The 20,396-nt window shown below is 69.2% G+C and carries 17 protein-coding genes; 5 read left to right on the plus strand and 12 right to left on the minus strand.

The features are described 5' to 3' along the window. Positions 1–128: 128 nt before the first annotated feature. The 3 genes from AC07PR_RS11190 (at position 129) to AC07PR_RS11200 (ending at position 3,710) form a co-directional block, all read left to right on the plus strand. Positions 129–1,229 (plus strand): glycosyltransferase family 2 protein, encoded by a 1,101-nt coding sequence (locus AC07PR_RS11190; protein ID WP_377160914.1) that lies wholly within the window; start codon positions 129–131, stop codon positions 1,227–1,229. A gap of 86 nt (positions 1,230–1,315) precedes the next feature. Continuing rightward, positions 1,316–2,323: an NAD-dependent epimerase gene (locus AC07PR_RS11195; protein WP_495135352.1), complete on the plus strand. Its 1,008-nt coding sequence runs from the start codon at positions 1,316–1,318 to the stop codon at positions 2,321–2,323. Positions 2,324–2,369: 46 nt separating this feature from the next. Next, positions 2,370–3,710 carry a UDP-glucose dehydrogenase family protein gene (locus AC07PR_RS11200; protein ID WP_377160918.1) on the plus strand — a complete coding sequence of 447 codons (1,341 nt, stop codon included), beginning with the start codon at positions 2,370–2,372 and terminating at the stop codon, positions 3,708–3,710. Positions 3,711–3,802: 92 nt separating this feature from the next. Here AC07PR_RS11200 and AC07PR_RS11205 read toward each other — a convergent pair whose 3' ends face one another. Then, positions 3,803–5,434: an Atrophin-1 multi-domain protein gene (locus AC07PR_RS11205; RefSeq protein WP_495135353.1), complete on the minus strand. Its 1,632-nt coding sequence runs from the start codon at positions 5,432–5,434 to the stop codon at positions 3,803–3,805. A gap of 562 nt (positions 5,435–5,996) precedes the next feature. Here AC07PR_RS11205 and kdsA point away from each other — a divergent pair. Continuing rightward, positions 5,997–6,836 carry a 3-deoxy-8-phosphooctulonate synthase gene (gene kdsA, locus AC07PR_RS11210; RefSeq protein WP_377160922.1) on the plus strand — a complete coding sequence of 280 codons (840 nt, stop codon included), beginning with the start codon at positions 5,997–5,999 and terminating at the stop codon, positions 6,834–6,836. A gap of 25 nt (positions 6,837–6,861) precedes the next feature. Here the strand turns inward: kdsA and AC07PR_RS11215 are convergent, their stop codons facing one another. The 11 genes from AC07PR_RS11215 to AC07PR_RS11265 all read right to left on the minus strand — a co-directional run bounded on the left by AC07PR_RS11215 (position 6,862) and on the right by AC07PR_RS11265 (position 19,704). After that, the gene (locus AC07PR_RS11215; protein WP_495135354.1) at positions 6,862–8,166 is read right to left on the minus strand and encodes an acyltransferase family protein; all 1,305 of its coding nucleotides are present in this window, start codon (positions 8,164–8,166) and stop codon (positions 6,862–6,864) included. A 129-nt stretch (positions 8,167–8,295) separates the two neighbouring features. Further along, entirely contained in the window at positions 8,296–9,549 is a 1,254-nt protein-coding gene (gene wecB / locus AC07PR_RS11220) for a non-hydrolyzing UDP-N-acetylglucosamine 2-epimerase (protein ID WP_495135355.1), read from the minus strand. A gap of 7 nt (positions 9,550–9,556) precedes the next feature. Continuing rightward, positions 9,557–10,108, minus strand: coding sequence for a dTDP-4-dehydrorhamnose 3,5-epimerase (gene rfbC / locus AC07PR_RS11225; RefSeq protein WP_377160928.1), 552 nt, complete (start codon positions 10,106–10,108; stop codon positions 9,557–9,559). Further along, entirely contained in the window at positions 10,108–10,998 is an 891-nt protein-coding gene (gene rfbA / locus AC07PR_RS11230; RefSeq protein ID WP_377160930.1) for a glucose-1-phosphate thymidylyltransferase RfbA, read from the minus strand. Before rfbA ends, rfbC begins: the two co-directional genes overlap by 1 nt. A 14-nt stretch (positions 10,999–11,012) precedes the next feature. Next, positions 11,013–11,894 carry a dTDP-4-dehydrorhamnose reductase gene (rfbD, locus tag AC07PR_RS11235; protein WP_495135356.1) on the minus strand — a complete coding sequence of 294 codons (882 nt, stop codon included), beginning with the start codon at positions 11,892–11,894 and terminating at the stop codon, positions 11,013–11,015. Between the two features lie 87 nt (positions 11,895–11,981). Further along, positions 11,982–13,046 (minus strand): dTDP-glucose 4,6-dehydratase, encoded by a 1,065-nt coding sequence (gene rfbB, locus AC07PR_RS11240; protein ID WP_495135357.1) that lies wholly within the window; start codon positions 13,044–13,046, stop codon positions 11,982–11,984. A gap of 85 nt (positions 13,047–13,131) precedes the next feature. After that, positions 13,132–14,412: a nucleotide sugar dehydrogenase gene (locus tag AC07PR_RS11245; RefSeq protein ID WP_495135358.1), complete on the minus strand. Its 1,281-nt coding sequence runs from the start codon at positions 14,410–14,412 to the stop codon at positions 13,132–13,134. A gap of 106 nt (positions 14,413–14,518) precedes the next feature. After that, positions 14,519–15,928, minus strand: a complete 1,410-nt coding sequence (locus tag AC07PR_RS11250; RefSeq protein ID WP_377161772.1) for a mannose-1-phosphate guanylyltransferase/mannose-6-phosphate isomerase — start codon at positions 15,926–15,928, stop codon at positions 14,519–14,521. 128 nt (positions 15,929–16,056) lie between these two features. Continuing rightward, on the minus strand, positions 16,057–17,079 hold the full coding sequence (gene galE / locus AC07PR_RS11255) for a UDP-glucose 4-epimerase GalE (RefSeq protein WP_483107588.1): 1,023 nt from the start codon (positions 17,077–17,079) through the stop codon (positions 16,057–16,059). Positions 17,080–17,095: 16 nt separating this feature from the next. Then, positions 17,096–18,268 (minus strand): porin family protein, encoded by a 1,173-nt coding sequence (locus tag AC07PR_RS11260; protein WP_377160940.1) that lies wholly within the window; start codon positions 18,266–18,268, stop codon positions 17,096–17,098. A 41-nt stretch (positions 18,269–18,309) separates the two neighbouring features. Continuing rightward, the gene (locus AC07PR_RS11265) at positions 18,310–19,704 is read right to left on the minus strand and encodes an undecaprenyl-phosphate glucose phosphotransferase (RefSeq protein ID WP_377160942.1); all 1,395 of its coding nucleotides are present in this window, start codon (positions 19,702–19,704) and stop codon (positions 18,310–18,312) included. A gap of 137 nt (positions 19,705–19,841) precedes the next feature. Here AC07PR_RS11265 and AC07PR_RS11270 point away from each other — a divergent pair, with 137 nt between their 5' ends. Continuing rightward, positions 19,842–20,375: a hypothetical protein gene (locus AC07PR_RS11270; RefSeq protein ID WP_377160944.1), complete on the plus strand. Its 534-nt coding sequence runs from the start codon at positions 19,842–19,844 to the stop codon at positions 20,373–20,375. Positions 20,376–20,396: the final 21 nt, after the last annotated feature.

Below are 20,396 nucleotides of genomic sequence, written 5' to 3' on the forward strand. Positions count from 1 at the left end.
GGTGCGTATGGCGTGCAGCCGGCACCAGGCCGGGGCAAATCCAAGCTCCCGCGGCAACAACGTGGAGCGCCGACGTCCTTGCCGGGCTCGCGGGCTCCCGGTCGCGTGTGATCGCCACCGGGACTGCCATGAGCACCTCGTCCATCCCTGCGACTGCGTCCGACGACGTGCGTCTGTCCGTCGTCATCCCGCTCTACAACAAGGAAGGGCAGATCGTCCGCGCGCTCGACTCGGTCTGCGCGCAGACGGTCCGTGACTTCGAGGTGGTCGTCGTCGACGACGGTTCCACCGACGGCGGCGCCGCGCTGGTCCAGGCGTACGGCGATCCACGCGTGCGTCTTCTCCGGCAGCCCAACGGCGGGGTGTCCTCCGCCCGCAACCTCGGCGTCGAGGCGGCGCGATGCCCGGTGGTGGCCTTCCTGGACGCCGACGACACCTGGTACCCCGACCACCTCGAGCGGCTCTGGCGCCTGCGCCTCGAGTACCCGCAGGCCGTCGGCTGGGCCACGAACTACGAGGTCGCCTCCCCCGACGGCCGCCGCACGCCCGGCGTGAGCTCCGAGACCGCGCCGCGCGTCGTGCTGACGCCGGCGAACTACTACCGCATCGCGCTGCAGGGCTCGCCGGTGTGCTCGTCGGCGGTGATGGTGGACAAGGCCGCCCTGGCGAACGTCGGCGGCTTCCCGGTCGGCGTGCGGCTGGGCGAGGACCTCGACACCTGGATCCGCCTGATGTTCACCGGGCCCATCGTCTTCGACCCCAAGCCCGGCGCCTGCTACCACGCCGACGGCGACGACCGGGCGCTCAACCGCCATGCGCCGCCGGCCCGCTACCGGTTCTTCGAGACCGGCGAGGCTTGGCGCCGTGCCCATCCGGAGGCGGTCCAGGTCGGCGCGGACATGGAAGAGTTCCACAACTTCTTCCGCATCTCCCATGCGCACCACCAGATCAAGTATGGCGACAAGTTCGCGGGTCGCTCGGTGCTCAAGGGCGTCCAGACGCAGGTCTTCGCCGACGAGCGCCGCCGCCTGCTGCGCATGAGCCTGATGCCGCAGGCGCTCTACCAGGGGCTGACCCGCCTCAAGCGCGCGCTGCGCCCGCCGCCCGGCGCGGCGGCAACGGATTCCGCCTTCGATTCGACGCTCGATTCGACGCTGGGCGCGACTCCGGCCGCCGCGGCAGGCACGGCGACCGCTCCCGGGAAGCCGGCCGCCCGCGTTTACCCCTGACTGAGCGGGGCCGGGGACGCGGCGGCGTCATCCGGCTGGGTGAGAATCGGCGCCTTCGCGTTACGTCTCATCCCCGGGGAGCAGGTTTGAAAGTTCTCGTCACCGGCGCCGCCGGCTTCATCGGCATGCACGTGAGCCAGATCCTGCTGGCCCGCGGCGACCAGGTCGTCGGCCTGGACAACCTCAACGACTACTACGACCCGACGCTCAAGCACGCCCGCCTGGCGCGGCTGAGCGGGAAGCCGGGCTTCGAGTTCGTGCAGATGGACGTCGCCGACCGCACGGGCATCGCCGAGCTGTTCGCCAAGCACGGCTTCGATCGCGTCGTGCACCTGGCCGCGCAGGCCGGCGTGCGCTACTCGCTGGTGAACCCGCATGCCTACATCGAGTCCAACATCGTCGGCTTCACCAACATCCTCGAGGGCTGCCGCCATTCGGGCGTGAAGCACCTGGCCTACGCGTCCAGCTCCAGCGTCTACGGCGGCAACACGCACATGCCCTTCAGCGAGCATCACGGCGTGGACCACCCGGTCAGCCTGTACGCCGCGACCAAGAAGGCCAACGAGCTGATGGCCCACACCTACAGCCACCTGTTCAACCTGCCGACGACGGGGCTGCGCTTCTTCACCGTGTACGGGCCCTGGGGCCGGCCGGACATGGCGCTGTTCCTGTTCACGAAGGCGATCCTCGCGGGCGAGCCGATCAAGGTGTTCAACCACGGGAAGATGATCCGCGACTTCACCTACATCGACGACATCGCCGAAGGCGTGGTGCGCGTGCTCGACCGCACCGCGACGGCCGACCCGGCCTACGACCCGGTGCAGGCGGATCCGGCGCGCTCCAACGCGCCGTACCGCGTCTTCAACATCGGCAACCACGACCCGATCCCGCTGATGGACTTCATCGGCGCGATCGAGCAGGCCGTGGGCCGCGAGGCGGTCAAGGAGTTCCTGCCGCTGCAGGACGGCGACGTGCCGGCCACGCATGCGGACGTCGAGGAACTGGCCGCGTGGACGGGCTTCCGTCCCGCGATGCCGGTGCCCGAGGGCATCCGCCGCTTCGTCGCGTGGTACCGCGACTACTACCAGGTCTGACCGGCCGCCACCACCGACCGCCACTGCTTCCAGCTGGAGAGAACGAATGAAAGTGACGACCATCGGCACCGGCTACGTGGGTCTCGTGACCGGCGCGTGCCTGGCCGAAATGGGCAACCACGTGGTGTGCCTCGACGTGAACCCCGACAAGATCCAGGTCCTCAACGACGGGGGCATCCCCATCCACGAGCCGGGCCTGGACGCGGTCGTGGCGCGCAACCGCGCCGCGGGCCGGCTGCAGTTCACCACCGACGTGGACGCCGCCGTCGCGCACGGCACGCTGCTGTTCATCGCCGTGGGCACGCCTCCGGGCGAGGACGGCTCGGCCGACCTGCAGTACGTGCTGGCCGCCGCGCGCTCGATCGGCGAGCGCATGACCGACTACAAGGTCATCGTCGACAAGAGCACCGTGCCGGTCGGCACCGCGGACAAGGTCCGCGCCGCCGTCGCCGAGGCCCTGGCCCGGCGCGGCGTCGACGTGAACTTCTCGGTGGTCTCCAACCCGGAGTTCCTGAAGGAAGGCGCGGCGCTGGAAGACTTCATGAAGCCGGACCGCATCGTCGTCGGCTCCGACGACGAGCAGGCCACGCTGATGATGCGCGCGCTGTACGCGCCGTTCACCCGCAGCCACGACCGGCTGATGGTGATGGACGTCAGGAGCGCCGAGTTCACCAAGTACGCCGCCAACGCGATGCTGGCCACGCGCATCAGCTTCATGAACGAGCTGGCGCTGCTGGCCGAGAAGGTCGGCGCCGACATCGAGCTGGTGCGCCGCGGCATCGGCTCCGATCCGCGCATCGGCTACCAGTTCCTGTACGCGGGCGCCGGCTACGGCGGCTCGTGTTTCCCCAAGGACGTGAAGGCGCTGGTGCGCACCGGCCGCGAACACGGCCAGGACCTGAAGGTGCTGAACGCCGTCGAGGAAGCCAACGACCGCCAGAAGCTGGTGCTCGTGGACAAGGTGGTGGAGCGCTTCGGCCCGGACCTGAGCGGCCGGCGCTTCGCGCTGTGGGGCCTGGCCTTCAAGCCCAACACCGACGACATGCGCGAGGCGCCGTCGCTGGTGGTGGTGGAGGAACTGGCGCGGCGCGGCGCGGCGGTCGCGGCCTACGACCCCGTCGCGATGGGCGAGGCCGCGAAGCTGCTGAGCCAGGTGCCCGGCGTCAGCTTCTGCGAGCGTGCCGAGCACGCGCTGAGCGACTCCGACGCGCTGATCGTGATCACCGAGTGGAAGGAGTTCCGCACGCCGGACTTCGACCGCATCAAGACCGCGCTGAAGCAGCCGGTGGTCTTCGACGGCCGCAACCTGTACGAGCCGGCGACGATGGCGATGCTCGGCATCGAGCATCACGCGATCGGCCGCGGCACCGGGCCCAAGCCCGTCTGATCAGTCCTGCCGAAGCCCGGCTGACCGTCGCGCTGCCGACCGCCTGATCCAGCGCCGCGGCAGGCTGCATCAGCCCGCCGCGGCCGGTCCGGTCAACCGGCGCAGACGCTGCCGGCCGGTCCGCCGGTCTTGACCAGCGTCGGACGCAGCGTCGATTCAACGTTGTCCACGCCGCTACGGGCCCAGGTGGTCACCTTGAAGCTGGCCACGTTGGGCCAGACCAGCGTGGTCGACTGCCCGTCGGTCAGGTAGCCGCTGTCGTAGACCACCGCGCCGCTGACCTTGTCCGCGATGGTCATGCGGAACGAGGCCCCGCCGGTCGCGTCGACGTCCAGGCGGAAGGTCTCGCCGGTGGCCGGGACGGCCCAGGTGACCGGGTTCATCGCGCGGCCGGTGGCGTTGGCCTGCTCGATCTGCGTGATCGTCGCCGGGAACACCAGCGCCTGGCGCCAGGTGTCGAACTCGCCGCTGACCGTGCCCTTGGTGCGCCACCAGCCGCCGCGCATCGACAGCAGGTTCAGCGCCGTGCTGGTCACCGTCGAGCTGGTGTTGCCGTTGCCGTCCTTCCAGGCCGAGGCGCTTTCCACCGGGCGCATCGCCGCGCGCATCAGCTCCAGGTCGTTCGCGGTGGCGTTGCTCCAGCCGTTGCGGTGCAGCTTGAGGTCGGCACCGATCTCGACGTAGATGACGAAGGGCGTGCCGGTGTTGCGGTCCACCACGTAGGCGCCGTAGGCCTTCAGCGTTTCGGCCACCTTGCGCAGCTCGGGCGTCGCCAGGGCCTGCGCGTTGAAGCTGGCCGGCAGCATCATCAACGTGCCCATCGGGATCTGGCCGCTGTTGGTCGTCGCGGCATTGCTGTCGGCGGACGTGGCCGGGAAGCGGTAGGTCGGCGCGGCGCTCAGGCCGGTGGCGTCCAGCGACATGGCCAGCGCGTGGCGGTACATCGTGTCGCCGTCGACGGCTTCGGCGGTGCGGATCAGGCCGCCGAGCGTCGACACGCCGGCCGCGCGCGCGCCCTGGTAGTAGTGCGAGGGATCGCCCATGCCGCGACCGGCCAGCGGGGTCCAGGCGTACTGCTTCGCGACCCAGGCGCCGTTGACCTGCTTGAGGCCCCAGAACGAATGGACGATGCCGGTGCTCGGGTCGACGATCTCGGCGTGGCCGTCGGTGCCGGTGGCCGGCGTGGTCGCGGCCGGCCAGTGGGCGATGGTGACGCTGGGGCGATAGACCTCGCTGTCCGGGTCCCAGACGCCTTGCGTGGTGGCGCCGGTGACGACCATCGGCGTGTCGCTGGCGGAGGCTTCGAAGGCGGCGCTCGACCAGGCGCCGGCGGCGACGGTCGGGGTGTACAGCGCGGTGGGAATCGTCGCCGTGCCCAGCACCGGCGAGACCGGACGGCTGTTCCACGGCGAGTCCGGGCTGAACGGGCGGGCGAAGCTGCCGAAGTTGCCGGCCGTGCAGGCGGCCGCCGCGGCGGGGCGGGCGGTCGTGGCCAGCACCACCGACACGCCGGCGACGGCCTCGCTGGCCGCGGGGCTGACCGGCGTGCCGGCCGTGGCGGCGGGTACCGAAGCCACGATGGGCGGCGTTTCCAGCGATTGGATGGCGACCGTGGCGCCACTGCCGCCACCACCACCGCCGCAACCGGTCAGCAGCAGGCCGACCGCCAGGGCGCAGGCGCTCAGGCCGGTGGAAACTCGCAGGGAAGAAGAGATATTCGTCATGGTGATTGAATTACTGCTGATGCGCGTGAGCGCGTTGACGATTAATAGGCCTCGATCTCTTCTTCTTGCGCGCCGCGAATGACACGTCATTCGTCGGGCGGGATTCTTGTTACTGGATGTTGGCGACCCGGATATCTGGCTGCTGATTGCCTCCTTGCCCGGGAGGTGTTGCAGCCATGAGTCAGTATGGGGAGAGGACGCGGCGGTTCTCCACCCGCTCATCGGGTCGCGTGGCGTGATTCCGTGGAATATTCGGCGCCTCTCGGGACGTACCGTTTGAAACATCCGGGTCGAGGATTGACAACCCCACGAATGTCTCGGATCACGGGGTTATTGCGGTCCGTTACATACTCGAAGGTCGGGAGGGATATTCCGTTCGATATTCGAAATTGAAACCCGCAAAACGCACGGAAACGCGTCGGGAAAAACCGCCGGGACGTGTCGGCGAAACGCTGTCATCACGCCAGCGCGGGTCGGCGCGCCCGCCGATCGAGGGGGTGGACACGGGGCGGGCCCGCCGGGGGCGCGTGGGATACTGCCGCCTTCGTCTGAGGGAATCGAGATGGTCAAGATCAATGACATCGTGGTCGACAACGCCAAGCCGTTCGTGCTGTTCGGCGGGGTCAACGTGCTGGAGTCGGAGCAGTTCGCCGTCGACGTCTGCGGCGAGTACGTCCGCGTGACGAAGGAACTGGGCATCCCCTACGTGTTCAAGGCCTCGTTCGACAAGGCCAACCGCTCCTCGATCAAGAGCTATCGCGGTCCCGGCCTGGAAGCCGGCCTGAAGATCTTCGAGGCGGTCAAGAAGGCCCACGGCGTAGCCGTGCTGACGGACGTGCATGAGCCCCACCAGGCCGCCGAAGTGGCCGCCGTGTGCGAGGTGCTCCAGCTGCCGGCCTTCCTGGCGCGCCAGACCGACCTGGTGATCGCGCTGGCCAAGACCGGCCGGGTCATCAACATCAAGAAGCCGCAGTTCGTCAGTCCGCCGCAGATGAAGAACATCGTCGAGAAGTTCCAGGAGGGCGGCAACCCGAACGTGATGCTGTGCGATCGTGGCGCGCAGTTCGGCTACGACAACCTGGTCGTCGACATGCTGGGCTTCGGCGTGATGAAGCAGGTCAGCGGCGGCAAGCCGGTGATCTTCGACGTGACCCATGCGCTGCAGCAGCGCGAGTCCGGGGCCGCCGCGTCGGGCGGCCGCCGCGGCCAGGTGACGGAGCTGGCCCGCGCCGGCATGGCGATCGGCCTGGCGGGGCTGTTCCTGGAAGCGCATCCGGACCCGGAGAAGGCGCTCTGCGACGGTCCCAGCGCGCTGCGCCTGTCGCAGCTCAAGCCCTTCCTGGAACAGGTCAAGGCCGTCGACGACCTGGTCAAGGGTTTCCCGGCGCTCGACACGCAGTGAGGCGTGCCGCGGCGCAGGCCGCCTGTCACGCCCGTCCTGGCGTGGGGGTGACGGGCTGCGCTTGCGCGGTCGCCGGCAGGCGGCCGTTGAACAGCAGCCGGGTCACGGCGAAAGGCCGCACCACCCAGCGGTGGAAGGCTAGGCTCAGCGCCAGCGTGCCGCAGGCGATGAGCGCGAACTTCAGTGTCGCGGGCCAGTCCAGCGGCAGCAGCAGCAGCGCCAGCGCCACCACCATCAGGTGGTGGACCAGGAAGATCGTGTAGCTCGCGTCGGCGAGCGCGCTGCTCAGACGCTCGCCCACACCGCCGTGCGGGCGTCCCCGCCACCGGGCGAGCAGGCCGATGGCCGCCCCGGTGGCCAGCCAGATGCCGAGCAGTTCCACCGCCAGCGCCAACTCGCGCGCCAGCGCGTGGGGCAACGTGCCGCTGGCGGCGTCGCCCCAGTTGGCGGCGAAGGCCGCCACCGGCAGCAGCCACCACGGCGTGCGCAGCCAGCCGTCCAGCCATGTCGGGTGCTGTCGCATCGTCAGTCCGGCCAGGAACATCGGTGCATGGAAAGCCAGGTTGAACAGCGTCAGGCCTCCCGGACCTGGCGCATAGGCCAGGCCGCTCAGCCGGACGAGGACGAGCAGGGCGTGGCTCAGCAGGGCGCCGGCCAGTGCGACGGTCAGCCAATGGATCGGTATCGCCGCGCCGCCGCTGAATCCGGCCAGACGCTGCGCCGGCTTCCGGGTGATCCGGGCCATCCATCGCGGAGCGATGCCCCGCGCGGCCGGTTGCGCGGCCGGTGTCGGCATGGCGCCGCGGATTGCCACGCACCCCAGTACCAGCAGGTTCATCACCAGCAGGTCGCGAATGAACCAGAGGTGGGACATCGGCGTCGATAACGACGCCAGCGCGGCCCAGGGATCGCCGCCGCGGTGCCAGGCCAGCAGGGCGGTCTGCGCGGCGTTGAGCAGGGCCCAGCAGGTCAGCAGCGGCACGCCCAGGCGCACCATCTGGCGCAGCACCAGGTCCGGTGCCGCATGGCGCGTCAGGCTGCCGGCGAAGAGCAGTCCCGACAGCAGGAAGAAGCCGGGAACCCGGAAACTGTGGATCAGCGCGACCAGCGCGTCGAAGGCGACGCCGCGGTGCGTGTCGGCGACCAGCCAGTCCCCGGCGCTGACGAAGACGTCCGCGGCATGCAAGGCGATGCCCAGCACCATCAGGGTGGCGCGGATCCTGTCGAAGTCGATGCCGGCCGAGCCGGCTGCCGCGGTTGTCGCGGTGGTGGACGGCCCGCCAACGGCGGAACCGGCCACCCCCCCGTGCGGGGCGATGGGAACGTGCATGGCTTACCTCCTCTGCACCAGCCGGCGCCTCTCCGTGCGCCTGAGCCCGCGACTGTACGAGGGGCGCACCGATCACGTGCATCCACCTGTAAGCAGTTCTTTCAGAGCCCCCCGGAACGAGGGGGAGACTCAGCGGAGCAGGTCCTCGGCAAGCCGGGAGACGATGCGCGTGGCGGTGTGGCCGTCCCACAGTGGCGGGCGGCGCACTTCAACGTTGGGCTGGCCCTCACCCCCATCTTCTCCCGCAAGCGGGAGAGGGAGTTCCGCACTGCGCCTGCCACCCCCTCTCCCGCTTGCGGGAGAGGGCAGGGGTGAGGGCCTGCGGCCGTCGATGTCATCGAGCCGTTGCAGCGCCAAAGCCAGGATCCGCGCCGGATCGGTGCCGGCAATCTGGTTGGTGCCGAGGTCCACCGTCACCGGCCGCTCGGTGTTGTCGCGCAGCGTGAGGCAGGGGATGCCCAACGCGGTGGTCTCTTCCTGGAGTCCGCCGCTGTCGGTGAGGACCAGCGCCGCGCGGCGCCACAGGGCCAGGAACGGGCGGTAGGGCAGGGGAGGCAGCAGGTGAAGCCCCGGCGCGGGCGTGAGGCTGAGTGTCTCCAAACGAGCGCGCGTGCGCGGATGCACCGGGAACAGCAGCGGCAGCCGGGCCGCCAGCGTGCCGAGCGCCTGCATCAGTGCGGCGAGCTGCGCCGGATCGTCCACGTTGGCCGGCCGGTGGAGCGTGACGACACCGAATCGGCCCAGGGTCGCATCGCTGGCGCCAGCGGCGGCGAGCGCCGCCTGCGCCGCTGCTTCGGCGGTCTGCGCGTCGGCATCGCCGGCATCGAGCCGTTGCAGCTGGAAGAGCAGGTTGTCGACCATGACGTGGCCGACCTCGACGATGCGGGCGTCCGGATGGCCTTCGCGGCGCAGGTGCGCGGCCGCGCTGGGTTCGGTCGTGAAGAGCCAGTCCGCGATCGCATCGGTCGCGCGGCGGTTGATCTCTTCGGGCATGGTCATGTCGCCGCTGCGCAGGCCGGCCTCGACGTGCGCCACCGGCACGCCGAGCTTGCGCGCCGTCAGCGCGCAGGCCAGCGTGGAATCGACATCGCCGACGACGATGCAGGCCGCGGGACGGTCCGCGATCACGTGCGGCTCATAGGCCTGCATGATCCGCGCGGTCAGCTGCGCATGACCGCCGCCATGGCAGTCCAGCGAGACGTCGGGCGGCGGCAGGCCGAGTTCGTCGAAGAACACGCCGCTCATCGCGGCGTCGTGGTGCTGCCCGGTGTGGATCAGTTTCCACGCGAGCCGGCCGTCGGCCCGCAGCGCTCGCACCAGCGGCGCGAGCTTCATGAAATTCGGTCGCGCGCCGGCGATCAGATGAATCAGCGGCGCGGCCATCGGCAGCTCAGTCGAAATATTTCGCGTCCGCGAGCAGCGGCGCCTTGGCGTCCTTCTCGGCGAGCTTGAATTCGACGGGCAGCTTCGGCCAGTCGATGCCGATCGCCGGATCGTCCCAGCGCACCGAGCCCTCGGCCTGCGGGGCGTAGAGGTCGGTGGTCTTGTAGAGGAAGTCGGCCGTCTCGCTCAGCACCAGGAAGCCGTGCGCGAAGCCCGGCGGGATCCACAGCTGGCGGTGGTTCTCGCCGGTCAGCTCGACACCGACCCACTGGCCGAAGTTGGCGCTGGAGCGGCGCATGTCGACGGCGACGTCGAACACCGCGCCCGCCGTGCAACGCACCAGCTTGCCCTGCGCATGCGGCGGCAACTGGAAGTGCAGGCCGCGCAGCACGCCCTGGCTGGAGCGCGAATGGTTGTCCTGCACGAAGCGCACGTCATCGCCGGCGGCGGCGTTGAACTTCGGCTCGGTCCAGCTTTCCATGAAGAAGCCGCGCGCATCGCCGAAGACCTTCGGCTCGATGATCAGCACCTCGGGCAGCGCGGTCGGAATCACATTCATCAGAACACCTTCTCGTTGAGCACCTGCTTCAGGTATTGCCCGTAACCGTTCTTGAGCATCGGCTGCGCCAGCTTCTCAAGCTGCTCGGCCGTGATCCAGCCCTTGCGGAAGGCAATCTCCTCGGGGCAGGCGACCTTCAGGCCCTGGCGCTTCTCCAGCGTCGCGATGAACTGGCCGGCTTCCATCAGGCTGTCGTGCGTGCCGGTGTCCAGCCACGCGTAACCGCGGCCCATGATCTCGACACGCAGCTGCTGCTGCGCGAGGTAGCGCGCATTGACGTCGGTGATCTCGAGCTCGCCGCGCGGGCTGGGCTGGATGTCGGCGGCGATGTCGCAGACCTGGCGGTCGTAGAAGTACAGGCCGGTGACGGCGTAATGGCTCTTCGGCGCCTTGGGCTTTTCCTCGATGCTGACCGCGCGCTTGGCGGCGTCGAACTCGACCACGCCGTAGCGCTCCGGGTCGTGCACGTGGTACGCGAAGACGGTGGCGCCGTCGGTCTGCACGTCGGCGCTGTCCAGCAGGCCGGCGAAGTCGTGGCCGTAGAAGATGTTGTCGCCCAGCACCAGCGCGCTCGGGGCGCCGCCGATGAAGTCCTTGCCCAGGATGAAGGCCTGCGCCAGGCCGTCCGGGCTGGGCTGCACGCAGTACTGCAGGTTGATGCCCCAGCGCGCGCCGTCGCCCAGCAGGGCCTCGAAGCGCGGCAGGTCCTGCGGCGTGCTGATCAGCAGGATGTCGCGCATGCCCGCCAGCATCAGCGTGCTGAGCGGGTAGTAGACCATCGGCTTGTCGTAGACCGGCAGCAGCTGCTTGCTGATCGCCAGCGTCGCCGGATGCAGCCGGGTGCCGGAGCCGCCGGCCAGGATGATGCCCTTGCGGGTGTCGTTGCCCATCGTGCTGTCTCCTCTCACAGGATCTCGTCGAGCAGCCGGTCCACGCCGGTCTGCCAGTGCGGCAGCACCAGGCCGAAACGGTCCTGCAGCTTGTGGTTGTCCAGGCGCGAATTCAGCGGCCGCGGCGCCGGCGTCGGGTAGGCGCTGCTGGCCAGGGCCTCGACCTGCTCGGGCTGGACCTTCAGCGTCACGCCCTTGTCCCGGGCGCGCGTCAGCACGTGCTTCGCGTACTGGTGCCAGCTGGTCTCGCCGCTGGCGACCGCGTGGTAGGTGCCGCACAGCGCGCGATCCTTCAGCGTCGCGCGGATGAGGTGCGCGGTGATGTCGGCCAGCAGGTCCGCGCCGGTGGGCGCGCCGATCTGGTCGGCGACGACCTTCAGCTGATCGCGCTCGGCGGCGAGCCGCAGCATGGTCTTGGCGAAGTTGCCGCCGCGCGCCGCGTAGACCCAGCTGGTGCGCAGCACCAGCGCGTCCGCGCCGCTCGCGGCGATCAGTTGCTCGCCTTCGAGCTTGGTCTTGCCGTAGACGCTCAGCGGACCGGTGGGCGCGTCCTCGAAGCGCCAGTCGTCGCCGGCGCCGTCGAAGACGTAGTCGGTCGAGTAGTGCACCAGCAGCGCGCCGAGTGCCTTGGCCTCCTCGGCCAGCACGCCGGTGGCGAGCGCATTGATCTGGCGGGCGGCGTCGGGCTCGCTTTCGGCCTTGTCGACGGCCGTGTAGGCCGCGGCATTGACGATGACGTCCGGCGCGACGCGGCGCACCGTGGCGCGCAGCGTGTCGCTGTCGCCGAGGTCGCCGCCTTCGCTGCGGTCCAGCGCGATCAGCTCACCGAGCGGGGCGAGCGCGCGCTGCAGCTCCCAGCCCAACTGGCCGTTCTTTCCAAGCAGCAGGACTTTCATGTCAGCCCCTCGCGTGCCCGGTACGGCCCGCGATCCCCCGAGGGGATGCGAGTCGGCTTGGGGCGGCCCGGCGCTCGACTCGCACGTTCATGGGGTGCTCCCGTACTGCTTGGACACCCACTCGCGGTACGCGCCCGAGAGCACGCGCGAGGACCATTCCTCATTCGCGAGGTACCACTGCACCGTCTTGCGGATGCCGGTCTCGAAGGTCTCGGCGGGGCGCCAGCCCAGGTCGCGTTCGATCTTGCGGGCGTCGATCGCGTAGCGGCGGTCGTGGCCGGGGCGGTCCTTGACGTAGGTGATGAGGCGGGCATATGGACCGGCCGGATCGGGGCGAAGCTCGTCGAGCAGCGCGCACACCGTCTTCACGATGTCGATGTTGGCCTGCTCGTTCCAGCCGCCGATGTTGTAGGTCTCGCCCAGCGTGCCGCCGGCCAGCACCGCGCGGATGCCCGAGCAGTGGTCGGTGACGTAGAGCCAGTCGCGGATCTGCTGGCCGTCGCCGTACACGGGCAGCGGTTTGCCGGCCAGCGCGTTGACGATCATCAGCGGGATCAGCTTCTCGGGGAAGTGGTACGGGCCGTAGTTGTTGCTGCAGTTGGTCGTGACCACCGGCAGGCCGTAGGTGTGGTGCCAGGCGCGGACCAGATGGTCGCTGGCCGCCTTGGAGGCCGAGTACGGGCTGTTGGGCTCGTAGGGGTTCGTCTCGGCGAAGGGCGGGTCCTCGGCCTTCAGCGAGCCGTAGACCTCGTCGGTCGAGACGTGGTGGAAGCGGAAGGCCGCCTTGGCGTCGCCCTCGAGCGCCGACCAGAACGCGCGCGCCGCCTCGAGCAGCGTGAACGTGCCCTCGACGTTGGTGCGCATGAAGGCGCCGGGACCGTGGATGGAGCGGTCGACGTGCGACTCGGCGGCGAAGTGCACGATCGCGCGCGGCTGGTGCGTGGCGAGCAGCTGGTCGACGAGCGCGCGGTCGCAGATGTCGCCCTGGACGAAGACGTGTCGCGCGTCGTCCTTCAGCGAGGCCAGGTTCTCGAGGTTGCCCGCGTAGGTGAGGGCGTCGAGGTTGACCACCGGCTCGTCCGACGTCTTGAACCAGTCGAGCACGAAATTGCTGCCGATGAAGCCGGCGCCGCCGGTGACGAGGATCGTCATGGAACTTCCCTGAAATGTCTGTGATCCACGCGGATCGTCGGTGATGAAGGCGGGCGCGGCGACGGCGACCCGGCGCCGTCCGGCGTCAGAGTCGCCAGACCCGCAGGCCGGCCGCGCGCAGATTGTCGCTGTTAAAGGCGGCCTTCACGTCGATGAAGGCGCCGCCCTCGACCAGCTTGCCGGCGAGGTCGGCGGCGTTCAGCGCCTTGTACTCGCGGTGGGCCACCGCGGCGACGATCGCATCGGCGCGCGGCAGGTCCTCGTAGGCGTGCAACTGCACGCCGTACTCGTGCATCGCCTCGTCGGCCTCGGCGGCGGGGTCGGTCACGAAGACCTCGACGCCGTAGCTGCGCAGCTCATGGATGATGTCGATGACCTTGGAGTTGCGCAGGTCGCCGCAGTCCTCCTTGAAGGTCAGGCCCAGCACGTTGACCTTGGCGCCCTTGACGTGCGAGCCCGCGGCGATCATCTGCTTGATGGTCTGCTCCGCGATGAACTTGCCCATGCCGTCGTTGATGCGCCGGCCCGCCAGGATGACCTGCGGGTGGTAGCCCAGCATGTCGGCCTTGTGGGTCAGGTAGTACGGATCCACCCCGATGCAGTGGCCGCCGACCAGGCCCGGCTTGAACTTGAGGAAATTCCACTTCGTGCCCGCGGCCTCGAGCACCTCGGAGGTGTCCAGGCCGAGGCGCTCGAAGATGATCGCCAGCTCGTTCATCAGCGCGATGTTCAGGTCGCGCTGCGTGTTCTCGATGACCTTGGCGGCCTCCGCCGTCTTGATGCTCGACGCGCGGTGCACGCCGGGCACGATGATCTTCTCGTAGGTCTTCGCGACGATGTCCAGCGTCTGCGGCGTGTCACCGGAGACGATCTTGAGGATCTTCGTCAGCGTGTGGGCCTTGTCCCCCGGGTTGATGCGCTCCGGGCTGTAGCCGACGAAGAAGTCCTGCTTCCACCTCAGGCCGGATTCGCGTTCCAGCACCGGGATGCAGACCTCCTCGGTCGCGCCGGGGTAGACGGTCGATTCGTAGACGACCACGGCACCGCGCTTCATGTGGCGCCCGACGCTGGTGGACGAGCCGATCAGCGGCTTGAAGTCGGGGATATGGGCCTCGTCGACCGGCGTCGGCACGGCCACGATGATGACGTCGGCCTCGGCCAGGCAGGCCGGATCGCTGTGGTATTCGGCGTGGACGGCGGCCCGGACTTCCTCGTCCGTCAGTTCCCGCGAGGGGTCGGTGCCGGCGCGGCACTTGGCGACCTTGTCCACCGCGATGTCGAAGCCGATCGTCCGGCCGTGCTTGCCGAATTCGACCACCAGCGGCAGTCCCACATATCCCAACCCGACGACGGCGATCACGGACACGGCCTTCTCCTGTTCTTTCCGAGGACGGCTTTGTATCCGACTTTCGTCCGTCTTTCGTGTCGCTGCCCGAACCGTCCCCCCGGGTGAGGGTCCGGGCGGGACGGGCTCAGTTCCGGCCGTAGGTGTCCTGGTAACGCACGATGTCGTCCTCGCCCAGGTAGGAGCCGGACTGGACCTCGATGATCTCCAGCGGCAGCTTGCCGGGGTTGGACAGCCGGTGCACCTGGCCCAGCGGGATGTAGGTGGACTGGTTCTCGGTCAGCAGCAGGGTCTTGTCGCCGTTGACGATCTCGGCCGTGCCCTGCACGACGATCCAGTGCTCCGCGCGGTGGTGGTGCATCTGCAGGCTCAGCGACGCGCCGGGCTTGACCATGATGCGCTTGACCTGGAAGCGCTCGCCCATGTCGATGCTGTCGTACCAGCCCCAGGGGCGGTGCACCTTGCGGTGCAGGTTCTGCTCGCCGCGCTGCGTGGCGGTCAGCTGGTTGACGATCTTCTTGACGTCCTGGCTCTTGCTGCGGTCGGCGACCAGCACCGCGTCCGGCGTCTCGACGACGACGATGTTGTCCAGCCCCACCGCGGACACCAGCCGGCTGGTGGCGTGCACCAGCGTGTTGCGGCTGTCCGCGATGATTGCGTCGCCGCGGCTCGCGTTGCCGGATTCATCCTTGTCCGCGACCTGCCAGACGGCTTCCCACGCGCCCAGGTCGTTCCAGCCGGCGTCCAGCGGCACCATGCGCAGCGCGATCGCGCTGCCGGGGCAGCGCTCCATCACGGCGTAGTCGATCGATTCCGACGGCACGGCCGCGAAAGCGTCCTTGGCCGGCCGCACGAAGGCGCCGTCCACCGCCTTGGCGGCGAAGGCGACGCGCGTGGCCTGGTCGATGTCGGGGCGGAACTGCTGCAGCGCCTGCAGCCAGACGCTGGCGCGCAGCACGAACATGCCGCTGTTCCAGTAGTAGCCGCCCTGGTCGAGGTACTTCTGCGCGGTCGCCGCGTCGGGCTTCTCGACGAAGGCCTCGACGCGCAGGCCGGCGCCCTCGGCACCGGCGCGGATGTAGCCGTAGCCGGTTTCCGGCCGGTCGGGCGTGATGCCCAGGATCACGATGGCACCGTCCCTGGCCTGACGCACCGCGTCCTGCAAGGCGGCGGTGAAGGCCGGGCTGTCGGTGACGGTCTGGTCCGCGGGGGTGACGACGAGCACCGGGTCCTCGCCGCCTTCGATCGCCTGCAGTGCCGCCAGCGTGATGGCCGGCGCGGTGTTGCGGCCGACCGGCTCCAGCACGACGGCGCCAGGCACGAGCTTCTGCTCACGCAACTGGTCCAGCACCATGAAGCGGTGCTCTTCGTTGCCGACGACGATCGGGGCCTTCACCGCAATGTCCTCGGCGGACAGCGCGGCCAGCCGCTCCGCGGCCTGCTGGAACAGGCTGTTGTTGCCGCTCAGCACGAGGAACTGCTTCGGGTAGCCGGCACGCGAGAGCGGCCACAGCCGTGTGCCGCTGCCGCCGGCCATGATCACTGGTTGCGTGTCGATTTTGCTCAAGGTACTGCTCCCTCTGTCTGGGCGCGCCCGTCCGTCGAACGAGGGCGCGTGTGGTTCTGCGGATTCTGGAAAAGGGCGGTAGTGTCGCCGACGGCCGATCAGCCTTCGAAGCCGTTCGGATTGGCCGACTGCCAGCGCCAGCTGTCCTCGCACATGCGCTGGAGGTCGAACCGGGCGGTCCAGCCGAGCTTGTCCCGCGCCAGCGCCGGATCGGCGTAGCAGGCGGCGACGTCGCCGGGGCGGCGGGCGACGACCTCGTACGGGACCTCGCGGCCGCTGGCGGCGGCGAAGGCCTGGACCAGTTCCAGCACGCTGTAGCCGCGGCCGGTGCCGAGGTTGACCCAGATCGATTCGTCGCCGCGCAGCAGGAAGTTCAGCGCCGCGACGTGGCCTTCGGCCAGGTCGACGACGTGGATGTAGTCGCGCACGCCGGTGCCGTCGGGGGTGTCGTAGTCGTCGCCGAAGACCGACAGCTTCGCGCGCCGGCCCACGGCCACCTGCGTCACGTAGGGCATCAGGTTGTTGGGGATGCCGCGCGGGTCCTCGCCGATGCGGCCGCTCTCGTGCGCGCCGACCGGGTTGAAGTAGCGCAGGCAGGCGGTCTGCCACCGCGGATCCGACGCGCCCAGGTCGCGCAGGATGCCTTCGCCGATCAGCTTGGTCGCGCCGTACGGGTTGACGGCCATCAGCTCCGCGTCTTCGCGCAGCGGCAGGGTCTTGGGCTGGCCGTAGACGGTCGCGCTGGACGAGAAGACGATGCGCTTGCACTCGTGGCGGCGCATCGTCTCGCAGACGGTCAGCAGGCCGTCGATGTTGTTGCGGTAGTAGCTCAGCGGCTTGGTCGTGGACTCGCCGACCGCCTTGTAGGCGGCGAAGTGCACCACGGCCGCGGGCTGGTACTCGCTGAAGACGGCGTCCAGCGCCGCGCCGTCGCAGACGTCGAGCTTCTCGAACAGCGGCGTCTGGCCGCTGAGTTCGGCCAGGCGCTCCAGCACCTTGGGCGAGCTGTTGCTGAAGTTGTCCACGCCGACGACGCGGTACCCGGCGGCCTGCAGCGCGAGCCAGGTGTGGGAGGCGATGTAGCCGGTCGCGCCGGTCAGCAGGATGGTGTCGTTGGCCATGTGGGAGTCCCGGGTCTCAGCGGATCATGCCTTGCACGTAGCAGCCGGCGGTGTAGGCGTTGTAGGAGTAAAGCACGTTGGACGTGTCGCGATCGAATCGCGTGTACGAACAGCCCACGGTCACGTTGCGCAGCGCCTCCCAGGCAAGGCCCAGGCTGTACTGCTTGGAGTCGTCCCTGGCGCCGGCGCCGGGCAGGGCGATGTCGCCGTTGCGGCTCAGCTTCGTGATGCCCAGGCCGGCCGTCGCGGTGACCTTGCCGCTCAGCCGGTAGCTGAGCTGCGACTGCAGCGCGGTCTGCACGCGGTTGAAGTCCGCCAGGCCGTTGTTGATGCCGAGGTAGTAGGCCTCGACGCCGGTGTCGCGCGACAGCTTGGTGTTGAGCGACCAGCGCCCGCCGGGGGACAGGTTCCAGCTCAGCGAGCCGGTGACGCCGGTGAAGGAGTCCGAGGTGCTGCGGCTGATCCGCGCGTCCAGGCTGCTGGAGCCGGTGGCCCGCCAGCGCGCGGTGAGGTCGATGTCCTTGCGGTCCCACTCGAAGCCGTTGGACGGCACGCGGCCCTTGGTGTAGCGCCCCGCCACGCCGAAGCGCCACGCGCTGCTGGCGTTGTAGAGCACGCCCAGCGACGACATGTTCTGGCGGTACTCCTGGCTGTCCCAGAGCGCCAGCGAGTAGTCGCGCTCCCGGCGCGAGAACGTGCCTTCCAGCGTGAACGGCGAGAGGTTGGGCAGGCCCAGCCGGATGCTGCCGCCCAGGCTGCGGTCGGTCTGCAGGTTGCGCTCGGTGGTGGGGGCGATGCCGGTGTTGCTGTTGAAGTCGGCCAGGGTGCGCGCGGTGGTGTAGTCCAGCGTGCCGGACAGGTTGCCCGCGGTCTCCCAGTCGAGGCCCGTGTCGATGTTGTAGCCGCGGTTGTTCAGGCTGCTGTTGTGCTGGTAGCGCGTGTCGTTGAAGCGCGCGTCGGCATGGACGCGTTGACGACCCAGCCGCGTGTCGGCGCCGGCCAGCAGGCTCAGCGAGGTCAGCTGGTCGCTGTTGGAGGCGGCATTCGAGCGGAACACGTTGTCCGTGTAGTAGTGACCCAGCGAGGCCCCGAGGTACCAGGGGCTGCCGGCATCGCTCTGCGCCCGGACGGTCCCGGAGGCGGCGGCCAGGAGGACGGCCGGCAGGGCCAGGCGGTGGAGTCGCTTCATCGGTGGGGTCCCCTTCTTGTGGTCGTCATCTGCTGTCGTCATCAATAGGCATGGCGATCGAACAGCATCAGCCGGACCGTCCGGACGATGATCTGGAGATCCAGTCCCAGCGACCAGTTGCGCAGGTACTCGAGATCGTATTCGACGCGCGCCTTCATCTTGTCCACGGTGTCCGTCTCGCCGCGCAGGCCGTTGACCTGCGCCCAGCCGGTGATGCCCGGCTTGACCTTGTGGCGGACCATGTAGGCCTTGATGATCTGGCGGTATTCCTCGTTGTGCGCGACCGCGTGCGGGCGCGGTCCGACGATGCTCATGCGTCCCTGCAGCACGTTGATGAACTGCGGCAGCTCGTCCAGCGAGGTCTTGCGGATGAAGGCGCCGAACGGCGTGATGCGCGGGTCGCCCTTGGTCGCCTGCTTGACGACCGCGCCGTTGTCCATCGAGCGCATCGAGCGGAACTTGTAGACCATGATCTCTTCGCCGTCCAGGCCGTTGCGGCGCTGGCGGAAGATCACCGGCCCTGGCGAGCTCATCTTCACGCCGATGGCCAGCATCACCAGGATCGGCGAGATCAGCACCAGGATCAGCGACGCCAGCACGATGTCGCTGATCCGCTTGACGACCTCGTTCACGCCGGTGAACGGCGTTTCCAGGATGCCGACGACGGGCACGCCGTTCACGTCCTGCAAGCGGCCCTGGATGATGCTGATGCCGAAGACGTCGGGCACGAAGAACAGCGACGCGGTCGTGCCCTGCAACTGCTCCAGCAGGCGCAGGATGCGCGGCTGCGAGCCCAGCGGCAGCGTGATGTAGACCTCCCGCACGCCGTGCGTGCGGACGTAGTCGCTGAGCTGCGGCAGCGTGCCCAGCACGCGGCCCAGGCAGTCGGGATGCAGCCGGTCGTCGGTGCGGTCCTCGAAGAAGCCCAGGCAGTCCGCGCCGCCGACGGGGCCGAACTGCAGCGCCCGCGCGACCTTCGCCCCCAGCGGCCCCGCGCCGATGATCACCGCGGTGCGCCGGATCCACGGCTGGCGCGAACGCCAGCGCAGCACGCGCCGGCCGATCTCGACCGCGATGATCTGCGCCAGCGGCGTCAGCAGCGCCCACCACAGCAGCACCGGCCGCTCGAAGTAATGGAAGCTGCTGGTCGCGTAGGCGAACATGCCCAGGATCAGCAGCAGCATCAACCACGAACCGACGATGTCGGTGACGGCACTGGCGGGATGGTCGGCAAAGCGGTTGCGTCCCGGGAAGGTCAGTGCGAACACCAGCATGCACAGCGTGTACGTGGAACGCATCACCGGCTCGCCGAACCAGGCCAGCAGGGTCAGATAGACCAGGACGATCAGTGTCGGTTCCAGGAAGGCCGCGATGAAGGATTGGACCGACTGCGGCGCGCTGTAGAAGGTTCTTTTGTAATTTCGGTCCTCAAACATCACCCAGTGGTCCTTCCCCGGCCAAGAGCCGGAAATTCTCGCTCAATAAGTTGCGCGGACTCGTAACCGGACCCCCTAGCTTGTCACCGGTTCCGCCGCGGCCGGGCCACTCTCGCGCCCTGCCTACAATCCGCCCCATGCTTCAAGAATGGTCCAAGCTCCTCGCCCCCGCGGTCCAGGATCGCATCACGCTGTTGCTCAACCATGTCATGTCCCGCGAGCCCGTCGCCACCGCGCGCCTGGCCCCGCACACGGGCAAGACCTTGCGACTGCGTCTGGCCGGCTGGCCGGCGATGCTGCCGGCCGCGCCGGATCTGCGCCTGCGCATCACCCCGGCCGGTCTTCTGGAACGGTTGGGCGACGAGGATGCCCCTAGGCAAGAACCGGACCTGCTCATCGAGCTGGACGCGTCCAACCCCGCCGCCGCGGCCTTCGCGGCGCTGTCGGGCGCGCGTCCGGATGTACGGGTGCAGGGCGACGCGCAACTGGCCGGCGACTTCAACTGGCTGATCGACCACGTGCGCTGGGACATCGAGGACGACCTCGCGGCCATCACCGGTCCGGCCGTGGCGCACCAGCTCGGCCGTGTCGGCCGCGCGGCCGCCGGGGCGATGGCGACGCTGGCCCGGCAGGCGGGTCGCTTCATGCCCGACGGCCAGGGCCGGACATGAGCGCCCGGACCGAGATCCGGG

The organism is Roseateles sp. GW821-FHT09H11, from assembly GCF_059415845.1.

What these genes read in the sequence shown, in the direction of transcription:
- kdsA (WP_377160922.1), top strand. Translation starts at nt 5,997, where the DNA reads ATGGTCAAGATCAATGACATCGTGGTCGACAACGCCAAGCCGTTCGTG.
- AC07PR_RS11205 (WP_495135353.1), bottom strand. Translation starts at nt 5,434, where the DNA reads ATGACGAATATCTCTTCTTCCCTGCGAGTTTCCACCGGCCTGAGCGCC.
- AC07PR_RS11215 (WP_495135354.1), bottom strand. Translation starts at nt 8,166, where the DNA reads ATGCACGTTCCCATCGCCCCGCACGGGGGGGTGGCCGGTTCCGCCGTT.
- AC07PR_RS11190 (WP_377160914.1), top strand. Translation starts at nt 129, where the DNA reads ATGAGCACCTCGTCCATCCCTGCGACTGCGTCCGACGACGTGCGTCTG.
- AC07PR_RS11265 (WP_377160942.1), bottom strand. Translation starts at nt 19,704, where the DNA reads ATGTTTGAGGACCGAAATTACAAAAGAACCTTCTACAGCGCGCCGCAG.
- AC07PR_RS11260 (WP_377160940.1), bottom strand. Translation starts at nt 18,268, where the DNA reads ATGAAGCGACTCCACCGCCTGGCCCTGCCGGCCGTCCTCCTGGCCGCC.
- rfbB (WP_495135357.1), bottom strand. Translation starts at nt 13,046, where the DNA reads ATGACGATCCTCGTCACCGGCGGCGCCGGCTTCATCGGCAGCAATTTC.
- rfbC (WP_377160928.1), bottom strand. Translation starts at nt 10,108, where the DNA reads ATGAATGTGATTCCGACCGCGCTGCCCGAGGTGCTGATCATCGAGCCG.
- AC07PR_RS11270 (WP_377160944.1), top strand. Translation starts at nt 19,842, where the DNA reads ATGCTTCAAGAATGGTCCAAGCTCCTCGCCCCCGCGGTCCAGGATCGC.
- wecB (WP_495135355.1), bottom strand. Translation starts at nt 9,549, where the DNA reads ATGGCCGCGCCGCTGATTCATCTGATCGCCGGCGCGCGACCGAATTTC.
- rfbA (WP_377160930.1), bottom strand. Translation starts at nt 10,998, where the DNA reads ATGGGCAACGACACCCGCAAGGGCATCATCCTGGCCGGCGGCTCCGGC.
- rfbD (WP_495135356.1), bottom strand. Translation starts at nt 11,894, where the DNA reads ATGAAAGTCCTGCTGCTTGGAAAGAACGGCCAGTTGGGCTGGGAGCTG.
- galE (WP_483107588.1), bottom strand. Translation starts at nt 17,079, where the DNA reads ATGGCCAACGACACCATCCTGCTGACCGGCGCGACCGGCTACATCGCC.
- AC07PR_RS11250 (WP_377161772.1), bottom strand. Translation starts at nt 15,928, where the DNA reads ATGGCCGGCGGCAGCGGCACACGGCTGTGGCCGCTCTCGCGTGCCGGC.
- AC07PR_RS11200 (WP_377160918.1), top strand. Translation starts at nt 2,370, where the DNA reads ATGAAAGTGACGACCATCGGCACCGGCTACGTGGGTCTCGTGACCGGC.